This is a genomic window from Amycolatopsis sp. H20-H5 (assembly GCF_035828755.1).
Lineage (GTDB): Bacteria > Actinomycetota > Actinomycetes > Mycobacteriales > Pseudonocardiaceae > Amycolatopsis.
In genome coordinates this window covers 1-10,982 of the sequence record NZ_JAYMZS010000193.1, presented here as the reverse complement: position 1 = coordinate 10,982, position 10,982 = coordinate 1, and the positions used below count along the sequence as shown (strand labels likewise).

General features: G+C 68.0%; 15 protein-coding genes. 5 read left to right on the top strand and 10 right to left on the bottom strand.

The annotated features are described in order from the left end of the window. Positions 1-53: 53 nt before the first annotated feature. The 7 genes from rlmB to QMK34_RS45380 all read right to left on the bottom strand — a co-directional run bounded on the left by rlmB (position 54) and on the right by QMK34_RS45380 (position 5,515). Positions 54-1,010, bottom strand: coding sequence for a 23S rRNA (guanosine(2251)-2'-O)-methyltransferase RlmB (gene rlmB / locus QMK34_RS45410; protein WP_326421104.1), 957 nt, complete (start codon positions 1,008-1,010; stop codon positions 54-56). Between the two features lie 84 nt (positions 1,011-1,094). Beyond that, positions 1,095-2,483 carry a cysteine--tRNA ligase gene (gene cysS / locus QMK34_RS45405; RefSeq protein ID WP_326421103.1) on the bottom strand — a complete coding sequence of 463 codons (1,389 nt, stop codon included), beginning with the start codon at positions 2,481-2,483 and terminating at the stop codon, positions 1,095-1,097. A 54-nt stretch (positions 2,484-2,537) separates the two neighbouring features. Beyond that, the gene (locus tag QMK34_RS45400) at positions 2,538-3,224 is read right to left on the bottom strand and encodes an HAD family hydrolase (RefSeq protein ID WP_326421101.1); all 687 of its coding nucleotides are present in this window, start codon (positions 3,222-3,224) and stop codon (positions 2,538-2,540) included. Positions 3,225-3,301: 77 nt separating this feature from the next. Beyond that, entirely contained in the window at positions 3,302-3,697 is a 396-nt protein-coding gene (locus QMK34_RS45395; protein WP_326421099.1) for a PPOX class F420-dependent oxidoreductase, read from the bottom strand. 165 nt (positions 3,698-3,862) lie between these two features. Then, positions 3,863-4,327: a 2-C-methyl-D-erythritol 2,4-cyclodiphosphate synthase gene (gene ispF, locus QMK34_RS45390; RefSeq protein ID WP_326421098.1), complete on the bottom strand. Its 465-nt coding sequence runs from the start codon at positions 4,325-4,327 to the stop codon at positions 3,863-3,865. Further along, the gene (locus QMK34_RS45385; protein ID WP_326421097.1) at positions 4,324-4,959 is read right to left on the bottom strand and encodes an IspD/TarI family cytidylyltransferase; all 636 of its coding nucleotides are present in this window, start codon (positions 4,957-4,959) and stop codon (positions 4,324-4,326) included. Before QMK34_RS45385 ends, ispF begins: the two co-directional genes overlap by 4 nt. 64 nt (positions 4,960-5,023) lie before the next feature. Beyond that, positions 5,024-5,515, bottom strand: a complete 492-nt coding sequence (locus tag QMK34_RS45380) for a CarD family transcriptional regulator (protein WP_005165253.1) — start codon at positions 5,513-5,515, stop codon at positions 5,024-5,026. Positions 5,516-5,824: 309 nt separating this feature from the next. On the opposite strand from QMK34_RS45380, the gene QMK34_RS45375 reads away from it, so the two are divergent. Beyond that, a complete protein-coding gene (locus QMK34_RS45375) occupies positions 5,825-6,538 on the top strand; it encodes a hypothetical protein (protein ID WP_326421092.1) in 714 nt (237 codons plus the stop codon). Between the two features lie 39 nt (positions 6,539-6,577). Next, complete coding sequence (gene radA, locus QMK34_RS45370) at positions 6,578-7,939, top strand: DNA repair protein RadA (RefSeq protein ID WP_326421091.1); 1,362 nt, start codon at positions 6,578-6,580, stop codon at positions 7,937-7,939. A gap of 97 nt (positions 7,940-8,036) precedes the next feature. Here the strand turns inward: radA and QMK34_RS45365 are convergent, their stop codons facing one another. The 3 genes from QMK34_RS45365 to QMK34_RS48180 form a co-directional block, all read right to left on the bottom strand. Beyond that, complete coding sequence (locus QMK34_RS45365) at positions 8,037-8,597, bottom strand: HD domain-containing protein (protein WP_326421089.1); 561 nt, start codon at positions 8,595-8,597, stop codon at positions 8,037-8,039. An 83-nt stretch (positions 8,598-8,680) separates the two neighbouring features. Next, on the bottom strand, positions 8,681-8,908 hold the full coding sequence (locus QMK34_RS45360; RefSeq protein WP_326421087.1) for a hypothetical protein: 228 nt from the start codon (positions 8,906-8,908) through the stop codon (positions 8,681-8,683). A 797-nt stretch (positions 8,909-9,705) separates the two neighbouring features. Further along, positions 9,706-9,948, bottom strand: a complete 243-nt coding sequence (locus tag QMK34_RS48180; RefSeq protein ID WP_442785364.1) for a helix-turn-helix domain-containing protein — start codon at positions 9,946-9,948, stop codon at positions 9,706-9,708. Positions 9,949-10,087: 139 nt separating this feature from the next. On the opposite strand from QMK34_RS48180, the gene QMK34_RS45355 reads away from it, so the two are divergent. From QMK34_RS45355 to QMK34_RS45345, 3 genes are read left to right on the top strand one after another with little or no spacing between them, the layout of a single operon-like run. After that, positions 10,088-10,357, top strand: coding sequence for a hypothetical protein (locus tag QMK34_RS45355; RefSeq protein ID WP_326421085.1), 270 nt, complete (start codon positions 10,088-10,090; stop codon positions 10,355-10,357). Next, the gene (locus QMK34_RS45350; protein ID WP_326421083.1) at positions 10,354-10,566 is read left to right on the top strand and encodes a hypothetical protein; all 213 of its coding nucleotides are present in this window, start codon (positions 10,354-10,356) and stop codon (positions 10,564-10,566) included. The genes QMK34_RS45355 and QMK34_RS45350 overlap by 4 nt, the downstream gene beginning before the upstream one ends. Continuing rightward, positions 10,560-10,814: a helix-turn-helix domain-containing protein gene (locus QMK34_RS45345; RefSeq protein ID WP_326421081.1), complete on the top strand. Its 255-nt coding sequence runs from the start codon at positions 10,560-10,562 to the stop codon at positions 10,812-10,814. The genes QMK34_RS45350 and QMK34_RS45345 overlap by 7 nt, the downstream gene beginning before the upstream one ends. Positions 10,815-10,982: the final 168 nt, after the last annotated feature.

Here is a 10,982-nt window from a genome sequence, read left to right as displayed (position 1 = left end):
ATCACGGCGTTAAACGCCGTGATGGTGGCCTTCAGGGGCAGTTGAACAGGGGGTCAGACGCGGCCGGCGATGCGGCGGCGGCGCGCCACCTCGGCGAGCAGCACTCCGGCGGCGACGGACGCGTTCAGCGACTCGACGCCGTGCGCCATCGGGATCGACACCGTCGCGTCGCAGGTCTCCTTGACCAGGCGGGACAGCCCGCGGCCCTCGGAGCCCAGCACGACGACCAGCGGTTCCGCGGCGAGGTCCAGCTCGTCGATGTCCACCGTGCCGTCAGCGTCGAGGCCGACGATCATCATGCCCTTCGAGGCCCATGACTTGAGCTGACGCGTGAGGTTCGTCGCGACCGCGATCGGCAGCTTGGCGGCCGTCCCGGCGCTGGTCCGCCACGCGACGGCCGTCATGCCCGCGCTGCGCCGCTCGGGCAGCAGCACCCCGTGCGCGCCGAACGCGGCCGCGGAGCGGATCACCGCGCCCAGGTTGCGGGGGTCGGTGACGCCGTCGAGCGCGACGAACAGCGGCGTGCTGCCGGAGTCGCGCGCCGCGGTCATCAGGTCGTCAGGGTGGGCGTACTCGAACGGCGGGACCTGCAGGCCGAGGCCCTGGTGCATGGCCCGGTTGGTTTTGCGGTCGAGCTCGTCGCGGGGGATCTCGAGGATCGAGATGCCCTTGTCGCCCGCCAGGCGGACGGCCTCGTTGACGCGGTCGTCGATCTCGATGTTCAGCGCGACGAACAGCGCGACGGCGGGAACGTCGGCGCGCAGCGCCTCGACCACCGGGTTGCGCCCGGCGATCAGCTCCGGCTTGTCGGCCTTCTTCTGCCTGGCCTGGTCCTTGCGGTCCCGCGCGCCGGCGACCCGGTACGCCTTGTGGTTGGGCCGGTCCTCGGCCTTCGGGGTCGGGCCCTTGCCCTCGAGGGCCTTCCGCCGCTGGCCGCCGGATCCGACGACCTGCCCCTTTTTGGTGCCGGGCTTGCGGATGGCGCCCTGGCGCCGGGAGTTGCCTGCCATGTCTAAATGTCCTTGATGTTGTCGAGCTGGGTTCGCCGCGGCGGTGGCCGCGACGAACTGAACGCGCCGTTCACGAGGTGCGCGTCACACGTCCCTGACCGTCCACTGGGGACCGTTGGGGGTGTCTTCCACCACGATGCCCGCCTCGGTGAGGCGGTCACGCGCGGCGTCCGCGCGGGCGAAATCCTTGGCGGCGCGAGCCTGCTGGCGTTCCGTGAGCAGGCCCTTGACCAGGCCGTCGAGTGCCTGACGCACCGGTGCCTCGGAGCCGCCGGCGTCCGACCAGTGCGCGGAGAGCGGGTCGAGACCGAGCACGTCGACCATCGCGCGCACGGTGGCGGCGAGCTCGAGTGCCTTGGGTGTGTCGGCCGCGTCGAGGGCGGTGTTACCTTCGCGGACCGTGTTGTGGAGCACGGCGAACGCCTGCGGTGTCGCCAGGTCGTCGTCGAGCGCCGCGGCGAACTCGCCGGGCACCGTGCCGATCTCGACCGCGCCGGACTGACCGGCCCGGCGCAGGAACTGCTCGACGCGCTGGTAGCCCACCGCCGCCTCCGACAGCGCGCCGTCGGAGTACTCGATGGTGGACCGGTAGTGCGGCTGGATCAGGTAGTACCGCAGCTCCGGCGCGCGGTAGTTGAGCAGCATCTCCGGGATCGACACGGTGTTGCCCAGCGACTTGGACATCTTCTCGCCGGACATCGTCACCCAGGCGTTGTGCAGCCAGAACCGGGCGAACGGGTCGCCGGCGGCGTTCGACTGGGCGCGCTCGTTCTCGTGGTGGGGGAACACCAGGTCGACGCCGCCGCCGTGGATGTCGAACTCCGGCCCGAAGTAGCTCGTGGCCATCGCCGAGCACTCCAGGTGCCAGCCGGGCCTGCCTTCGCCCCACGGCGTCGGCCAGGACGGCTCGCCCGGCTTCGCGCGCTTCCACAGCGTGAAGTCGCGCGGGTCGTGCTTGCCCTCGCCCAGGCTCTCGCCCTGCTGGACCTCGTCGAGCTTCTGGCCGGACAGCTCGCCGTAACCATCGAAGGACTTCACCGAGAAGTAGACGTCGCCCTCGGAGGCGTACGCGTGCCCGCTGTCGATCAGGCGCCGCATCAGCTCGATCATCTGCGTGACGTGCCCTGTCGCGCGCGGCGAGATCGACGGCGGGAGGCAGCCGAGCGAGTCGTACGCGGACTCGAACGCGCGCTCGTGCGTCGCGGCCCACTCCCACCAGGGACGGCCAGCGGCCTCGGCCTTGGCGAGGATCTTGTCGTCGATGTCGGTGACGTTGCGCACCAGCCGGACGTCAAGTCCACTGTGGACGAGCCAGCGGCGGAGGATGTCGTAGTTCAGCGCGCCCCGGACGTGCCCGATGTGCGGCACACCCTGCACGGTGGCCCCACACACGTAGATGGACGCCGTTCCACTACGGGCGGGGTGAAACTCCCGCGCGCTCCTGGTAGCGGTGTCGTATAGGTGTAGGACCATCCTAAAAGGGTACGGGGTGCCCGTGAGCGGCGTCGCACTGACCGTGTAGGCGCCCTACAGGACACTGTGGGCACGCAGCGCGGAGAGCAGCGCGTCGGGGCGTGCGGTGGTCGGGAGCGGGTCCACCAGCGCGAACTCGCAGCCCAGCGCCCTGGCGCCGCCGTCGGCCTCCTCGCTGTCGCCGACCATCAGCGTCTCGGCTGCCGGAACGCCCAGCCGCTCGACCGCGATCCGGAAGATCTCCGGCTCCGGCTTGATGGCGCCCGCCTCGAAGGACAGCACGAACTCGTCGACGTAGGCGTCCCAGCCACGCTGGGTGAACGCGGGCCGGATGTCGAAGGCGATGTTGCTCAGGATCCCGACCTTCAGTCCCTTGCCCGACGCGCCCTTGAGCACCGCCTCGGTGTCCGGGTACGGCGTCCACTGGCTGGGCGTGATCAGCCGCTGGTACAGCTGTTCGGCCTGCGTGCGCTCCCGCACCCCGGACTGCTTGAGCACCTCGAGGTACACCTTCCGGTGCAGGCCGGGATCGCGATCCCGGTTCTCCCAGGCGTGCAGGTGCTCGTCGTCGAGGTCCACGACCTGGCCGACCGGCGCGGTCATCCGGCGCATCAGCTCGGTCTGCGCCTCCAGGTCGAGGCGCTCACCACCGTGGTCGGTGACCTCGGTCAGCCACGACTCGTCCTGCTCGAGGCGGAACACGGTGCCGGAGAAGTCGAACAACACAGCCCGAATAGTCACGTCTTCACCCTAGCGAGATCGCGGGCGCGGGGGAGGCGCCCGCGATCTGTGTCACCGGTCGCTCAGCCTCACGTCGCTCAGGCGGCGTTGCCGGTGATCTTCGTCGGGATGACGCGGACCAGCACGCGGATGTTCTCGGCGGGCTCCGCCGGGTAGTCCTTGCCGGTGTACTTGTGCGCGAGCTCGTTGATCAGCTCACGGCCGCCCTCGTCCGTCATCTCCACGGTGCCGCGGATCTCGACGTAGTTGTACGGGTTCCCGGTGTCGAACACCGAGACCGAGACGCGCGGGTCGCGGACCAGGTTGCGCTCCTTGAGGCGGCCGCGGACCGTCGCGAAGATCAGCGTGTCGCCGTCGCGCTTCGCCCACAGGACGGACGTCTGCGGGGAGCCGTCCTGGTTGATCGTGGCCACGACTGGGAAGTTGTTGCCGTCCAGGAGTGCTTTGGTGGCTTCGTTGAAAGTGATGGACATGAGGCTGATGGTGCCATCTCCGGAACGGCGGGCGCACCCTGAGTCGCGAGTGTCATGAAAGGGTCTTTCAAGGCAAAAATTGCCCTGAAAGACCCTTTCATGACACTTCCCCGGGTAGGAGTGAGCCAGAGACGGTGGTGGCGGTGCTCCCCCCGGAGAGCGACGTCAGGCGGGGAGGAGGAGGGCGGTGGCGATGGCCGCGATGCCCTCGCCGCGGCCGGTGAGGCCCAGGCCGTCGGTGGTTGTTCCGGCGACGCTGACCGGGCCGCCCAGTGCCGTGGAGAGGACTTCCTGGGCTTCGGCGCGGCGTTTGCCGATGCGGGGGGTGTTGCCGATGATCTGGACCGTCGCGTTGCCGAGGCGCCAGCCTTCGGCCTCGATGAGGCGGCGGGCCTCGGCCAGGAACTCCGGGCCGTGTTTGCCCGCCCAGCGGGGGTCGCCCGTGCCGAAGACCTCGCCGAGGTCGCCAAGGCCCGCGGCGGAGAGGACGGCGTCGCAAAGTGCGTGGGCCGCGACGTCGCCGTCGGAGTGGCCCGCGCAGCCGTCGGCTTCCGGCCAGTGCAGGCCCGCGACCCAGCATTCGCGGCCGGCTTCGATGGGGTGGACGTCGACGCCGTTGCCGATCCTCACAGAGTCTCCTCAGCAGGGGCCGCGGCCCTGATGGCCTCGGCCAGTGTCAGTTCGAAGGGGGTCGCGACGCGCAGTGCGTCGGGATGGCCGGTGACCGGGTGGGCGCCCGCGCCGACCGCGGCGGCCAGGTCCGGCTCGTCGAGGGTGAGAAACGCCTCACGGCTGAAGCCGAGCGGGGACTGGGCGGTGCGGAGGCCGGTGCGGTCCGCCGTGCCGAGGATCACGTTGTCCGCGCCCGTCACCTTCACCGTGTCCGCCATCGGCAGCACGGGGACGACCACGGGTGCGCCCGCGATCACGGCGTCGATGACCGCTGTGACGGTTTCGGGCGGGGTGAACGCGCGAAGCAGGTCGTGCACCAGGACGACCGGGTTCGGGGGCTCAACGGCGGCGAACACACGCCGGAGCGACGGGCCGGTGACGACCCGGCAGCGAGCCAGGCCGTTCAGGGCCAGCCGGAACGGTTCCGCATACCGCTCGGGAGCCGCCACGATCACCAATTCCACTCCTGGCGATCTCAGCAGCCCCCGCACGGTATGCGTGAGAAGTGCTTCACCGTGGACCGGCGAGAGGGCAAGCTCCTCGTCGGTACCTCGGTGTGCGGCAGTCACGAACGCAACGGTGGTATACATCGATGCGCGATCGTAGAGGTACCGTCCACGGCCTCACCCGCGCGTACGGCACTTTCTACGGGGCTCAGACCGCCGCGGTTTCCAGAACCTCGTCGAGGAGGACTTCAGCCTTGTCCTCGTCGGTGCCCTCCGCGAGCGCGAGCTCGCTGACCAGGATTTGCCGCGCCTTCGCCAGCATGCGCTTCTCGCCGGCTGAAAGTCCGCGATCCTTCTCTCGTCGCCAGAGGTCGCGCACCACTTCGGCTACCTTGTTCACGTCGCCGGAGGCGAGCTTCTCGAGGTTGGCCTTGTACCGGCGAGACCAGTTAGTGGGCTCTTCGGTGTGCGGAGCACGCAGTACGTCGAAAACCTTGTCCAGTCCTTCTTGCCCGACGACATCTCGCACGCCTACGATCTCGGCATTGTCAGCGGGCACTCGAACCGTGAGATCCCCTTGCGCGACTTTGAGGACGAGGTACTTCTTTTCCTCGCCCTTGATCACGCGGGTTTCGATGGCTTCGATGAGTGCGGCACCGTGGTGCGGGTAGACGACGGTCTCTCCGACCTTGAAAACCATGTGTCCTCTGCCCCTTTCGCTGACACCAGCTTAGCACGAGCTGCGGATGCCCACCTAGCGCCCGGGATCGTCGTCGCAGGTCAGCGGCCTGATGGTGGTCCGGGCGGGGGTTGACAAACGCCAACGGCCCGTGCTCATGCAGGTGGCGGGGAAGGGTTTCGCCACGAGTTGCGAAATCCACTGTGGACGGTTGATCTTGATGGTGATCACCGGCACACCGGACGGGAAGGGCCACCGGGTGCTTCGATGGCGGCGGTGCCCGGCTAGTCTTCGCGGGGACGAGGCCGGTGGAATGGGAAGGACTCCGACGTGAGGCTGCAGAATCGTCGTGTGCTCGGTGCAGGTGTGCTGGCGCTCGGCGCCGCGCTCGTGCTGGCCGGATGCGGTGCCGGTCAGATCACCCAGACCGACTCGCAGCAGCCCGCGGTCAACGGCACGTATGCGCAGGTCGGGGCGCTCGTGCTGCGGGACGCTTCGCTGCGTTTCCCGGCTGACGGCCAGGCTTACGGGGTCCACTCGAACGCGCCGATCGCGGTCACCGTGGTCAACCAGGGGGCCAAGGACGACGAGCTCCTGTCGGTCACCTCGGACGCCGCCACCGGCAACGCCACGATCGAAGGCTCCAAGGTCGTCGTCGCCTCGCACTCGCTGGTGATCGGCCCGCTGGACGCCGTCGAAGCGACCGGCGAGGCCCCTGTGGTCTCCGCCACCCCGACGTCTTCGGCCCCTTCTTCGAGCGAGAGCTCGAAGCCCACCGGTACTTCTTCTTCTTCTTCGGGTTCCCCGTCCGCTACGACCTCGGTGCCGACGTCGAGCAGCGCCGCGTTGCCGGAGAAGGTCGGCGAGGCCAAGGTCGTGCTGCAGGACCTCACCAGGCAGGTGTGGCCGGGCCAGACCATCAAGGTCACCTTCGTCTTTCGTGACGCGGGCCCGATCACCTTCGAGCTGCCCGTCGGCGCTCCGTCGCGTGGCCGCACCAGTGACGTGCACACCGAGGCCGGCGCGGCCGGCGAAGGCCACTGATATCCCGGTTTTGTCGGTACCCGCCGCTAGCCTCCGGTAGTGGTCAAGAAACCCGTCACGTCCTACCGCTGCGCCGACTGCGGGCACACCGCGGTGAAGTGGGTCGGGCGCTGCCCCGAGTGTCAGGCCTGGGGCACCCTCGAGGAGCGCGGTGACTCGCGTCCCGCCATCGCCAGGGTCGCCGCCGGTGCGCCCAGCGCGCCCGCCAGGCCGATCGGCGAGGTCGACGTCGAGACGGCGCGCGCGAAGCCGACGGGTGTGTCCGAACTGGACAGAGTGCTCGGTGGCGGGCTGGTGCCCGGCGCGGTCATCCTGCTCGCGGGCGAGCCGGGGGTCGGCAAGTCGACGTTGCTGCTCGAGGTCGCCTACCAGTGGGCCGCGACGGCGGGCCGGTCCCTGTACGTGACCGGTGAGGAGTCCGCCGGGCAGGTCCGGCTGCGGGCCGAGCGCACCGGGAACGTCCACGGCGAGATGTACCTCGCCGCCGAGAGTGACCTGTCCTCGATTCTCGGCCACGTCGACGCGGTGAAGCCGGGCATGATGATCGTCGACTCGATCCAGACCATGGCCTCACCCCAGGCCGAGGGCGCGCCGGGCGGTGTCACGCAGGTCCGGGCCGTCGCGGCCGGGCTGGTCGCGCTGGCCAAGGAGCGCGGGCTGCCGATCGTGCTGGTCGGGCACGTCACCAAGGACGGCTCGGTCGCCGGGCCGCGGGTGCTGGAGCACCTGGTCGACGTGGTGCTGCAGTTCGAGGGGGACAAGCATTCGACGTTGCGCATGCTGCGCGGCGTGAAGAACCGGTTCGGCGCGGCTGACGAGGTCGGCTGCTTCGAGCTGGTCGAAGAGGGCATCGTCGGCGTCGCGGATCCGTCCGGCCTGTTCATGAGCCGCACCGCCGAGCCGGTGCCCGGCACGGCGATCACCGTGGCGGTCGAGGGCAAGCGGCCCCTGCTGGGCGAGGTGCAGGCGCTGGTGTCGAAGTCGTCGATGCCGCAGCCGCGCCGCGCGGTCAGTGGGCTGGATTCCGCCAGGGTGTCGATGGTGCTCGCGGTGCTGGAGAAGCGCGGCGGGCTCAAGCTCGGTGACAAGGACGTCTACACCGCGACGGTCGGCGGCATGAAGATCACCGAGCCCGCGATCGACCTGGCGGTGGTGCTGGCCATCGCGTCGTCGGTCGAAGAGGTGGCACTCTCGCCGCGGCTGGTCTCCATCGGCGAGGTCGGCCTCGCGGGCGAGGTGCGCCGCGTGCCCAACGTCGCCCGGCGCCTCGCCGAGGCCGCGCGCCTCGGCTTCACCCACGCCCTGGTCCCGCCCGACTCCGGCCGCATGCCCGAAGGCATCCGCGCACTGGAGGTCGGGGACGTGGCCAGCGCCCTCAACGCCGCCAGCCACGCCCGCTGACGCTCTCCCAGCAACTCAGCAGGCACTGCCCCTGAAGGCCACCTTCACGGCGTAAAACGCTGTGAAGGTGGCCTTCAGGGGCACTCCAGGGTCGTGGTCAGCGGTCACGCCAGGTCAGTGGCGAGAGGGTGACGGCGGCCTCAGCGATCCGCCGGGCGGACTCGGTCCTGAGGCCTTTGCGCGCCGACTCGATCCAGCCGTCGACCCGCTGGACACCGATATCCCGGTATTCGACGGCCTGCAGGAGCATCTCGAGCTTGTCCGCGTCCCGCGCGCACAGCGACTCCGGTGACTCCTTGCTCTCGTACTCGTCGACCGCCGCTCGCACGGCCTCCCGCGAGCCCTCGGGCAACTCAGCGGTCTGATCGGCCGTGATTTCGCGAGGCTCCGGCTTGTTCAGGTACTTGGTGGCGGTGTGCGGCAGATCGCCCGTCCGCGTCTCCTGCGTGTCGTGCCACAACGCCAGGAACGCCGCACGTTCGGGATTCGCCCCTTCCTCGGTCGCGATCAAGGCGGCCAGCTGCGCGGACCGCATGGTGTGCTCGGCGACGGACTCAGGGTCACGCACACCGGCATGCCACCATCCAGTACGGCGGATGCGCTTCAGGAGACCGAGTTCATAACCGAACGCGGCGAGCGCGGCTGCCTCGTCTGACATCTGTTCTCCCTAGCGATTGGCGATGCGGAGCGCATAGTGAAGTCCAGTAACCTGATCACGTCCAGCTCGGGTGAGCGAGTCGCTCAGGGCGAGATTGTCGAGGACCTCGGTGAGCGATACGGGTGCCCCGCCCAATCGGCGAGCAACGACGGACGGGAAGCGACCAGGGTGTGCACTGTGTGCAGGTTGAGCGGCAGATGCGGGGATAGCGGATCAAGACGGCTCACCAAGTGGTTCAGCAGTATCGCGCCGGTCCATGATTTCGTGTCGGCGTCCAGCATGAAGGCGTCATTGGTGCGCTGCTCGCTCATCTCAGAACGCGTCTGAGAACTGTCGCAGCAGCCGCCGCTCGAAGCCTCGGGTGCCTGTCCTTCGAAGCCGCTTACCCTCCACAAAGGACGAAAAGTCTACCCATTCGCCCGTTTCATACCGCCATGACCGTTTCATGCGTGCCCCTGAAGGCCACCATGACAGCGTTAAACGCCGTGAAGGCTCCCATCAGGGCATACCGGCAAGCCTGGGGTGGCGACTGAAGGGGACTTCCCTCGACTCAACCTTGCAAAAGTCCCCTTCACCAGAACAGACCTTGCAAAAGTCCCCGTCAGTCACGCGGCACTAGGCACCAAACTGGACGACATGACATCAGTTTCCGGACGCCATCTCACCGATCCAGTATGCCCAATAGTTGAGGTTCGCGAGCTCGGCAGAGGTGCCCGACGCTGTGGCAACGAAATCGTGCAGATAGCTGCTGTCACCCGCTGAGGCGAGAGCGACAGCCGCGGAACGCGCTTCGAGCAAGCCGGTGATGTCACCGTCTGTGGTCCGGCGAAGACCCGCACTCCGCCACTCGTCGCGAAGCCAGTCACCTACCCGGTCCCTGGTATCGAAACCGAGCAAGTAAACGGCCTGTCGCCGGAGCAGCGCCTCAGCCGTATGGGTTCCTCGTTCGGCGACTGTGAGCATGTAGTCGAAGAACCGACTCCGCTCGGAGTCACCCAACGACGGGAAAAGTGCAGTGGGCCCTCGCCGAGGCACCCTTGGTACGAACTCCTGCGGCTCCGAGGGCAGATGCCCGGTAAACGGCCAGGTGATCAGGTTGGTGATCGTCTTACGATGCACGCTCGCTGCCAGCGGATGAGGCTCCAGCGTTCATTGCGGCAAGTGGGCGACGGCCTGACTCCCACCCCTGCACGCTGCTCACGTCGGCCGAAAGACGTTCAGCAAGCGCCTCTTGCGTCAAACCTGCGGCTTGACGCGCCAGTTTCAGCACGAAGCCGGAAACCACGCCTGTCGAACGGGAACCCTGTCCGCTGGTCCGCGCTGCCGATCCACTGCACACGGGTACTCCCATGTCGGTAGCTCTACGGGTGACCGCACTAGTGCTCACAGTCAGTTCTTCTCGGTACCTGTCGATCGTAGCGTTTCGTTCACTGGTTATGGATCGCCTCTGACCAGACGAAACAGGTAAGGATCGAGTTGTGGAAAAGGTGATGGGCGAGGTGGGCGCCGAGTACAGAATCTCCGTGCAGTACGAGGCGCGGCTCTACGTCGACGACGGCGAGGTTCACCGGTACCGGAAGTCCGAGTTGCGAGACGACGGCATCGAGTTTCTGCTGTCGCGGTGTCAGGAAACGGCCTTTCACCCCACTCCGCATTTACGCAGGCACGTAAACGACCAGCCGGTCCGCAGACGGAGCGGCACAGGCCTGCCGATACTGACCACCATCCGCCGCTGTCACGACTGCGGGATCGCGACGTGACCGATTGGGAACCACGACTTCACCGTGGCGACGACCTGGTGCACCTATACCGTTCCGAGGATCTCGCCGACCCAGGCCGTTTCTGGTTCGTCCCGGCCTCCACCGAGGATTCGCCGGAAACGACAAGGCACCTCTCCGAGGACATCGAGTTTGACGATCCCGCCGAGGGCCAGGAATGCGAGCGCTGCCGCAGGGTCGGCGAATGCTGAAGGAAGACGGCGCCGCCGCGATGGCCCAAGTGGCCCGGATGCAGAGACAGTTGCGCAGAATCCGCAAGACCCAGGACTTGAGTCTTGCGCAGGTGGCAGAACAGCTCCAGGTGCACCAGGTCACGGTGTGGCGTTGGGAGAACGACGTCACCTACAACCCGACGCTCCCGCACCTCCAGCTCTACGCCTGCTTGCTCGGCTACACCCTGCGGTTCGTCCTCACCGAGAACGAACCCAGAAGCGTCTAGCCAATGCGAGCCCGCAAGTCCACTCACCAAACGCGGTTCGTTGCAGGCAATGCCCCTGAAGGCCACCTTCACGGCGTAAAACGCCGTGAAGGTGGCCTTCAGGGGCAGCTGGACTATTCGCGTCAGTGGCTCGTGGTGGGGGACCTGCCGGAGGCTGGGCTGGAGGTG

Bases quoted from the DNA above. Each gene is read 5' to 3' on its own strand.
- QMK34_RS45360 (WP_326421087.1), bottom strand. From the start codon at position 8,908: ATGAGCGAGCAGCGCACCAATGACGCCTTCATGCTGGACGCCGACACG.
- rlmB (WP_326421104.1), bottom strand. From the start codon at position 1,010: ATGGCAGGCAACTCCCGGCGCCAGGGCGCCATCCGCAAGCCCGGCACC.
- QMK34_RS45365 (WP_326421089.1), bottom strand. From the start codon at position 8,597: ATGTCAGACGAGGCAGCCGCGCTCGCCGCGTTCGGTTATGAACTCGGT.
- QMK34_RS45355 (WP_326421085.1), top strand. From the start codon at position 10,088: ATGGGCGAGGTGGGCGCCGAGTACAGAATCTCCGTGCAGTACGAGGCG.
- QMK34_RS45385 (WP_326421097.1), bottom strand. From the start codon at position 4,959: ATGTATACCACCGTTGCGTTCGTGACTGCCGCACACCGAGGTACCGAC.
- QMK34_RS45395 (WP_326421099.1), bottom strand. From the start codon at position 3,697: ATGTCCATCACTTTCAACGAAGCCACCAAAGCACTCCTGGACGGCAAC.
- QMK34_RS45380 (WP_005165253.1), bottom strand. From the start codon at position 5,515: ATGGTTTTCAAGGTCGGAGAGACCGTCGTCTACCCGCACCACGGTGCC.
- QMK34_RS45345 (WP_326421081.1), top strand. From the start codon at position 10,560: ATGCTGAAGGAAGACGGCGCCGCCGCGATGGCCCAAGTGGCCCGGATG.
- QMK34_RS48180 (WP_442785364.1), bottom strand. From the start codon at position 9,948: ATGGGAGTACCCGTGTGCAGTGGATCGGCAGCGCGGACCAGCGGACAG.
- cysS (WP_326421103.1), bottom strand. From the start codon at position 2,483: ATGGTCCTACACCTATACGACACCGCTACCAGGAGCGCGCGGGAGTTT.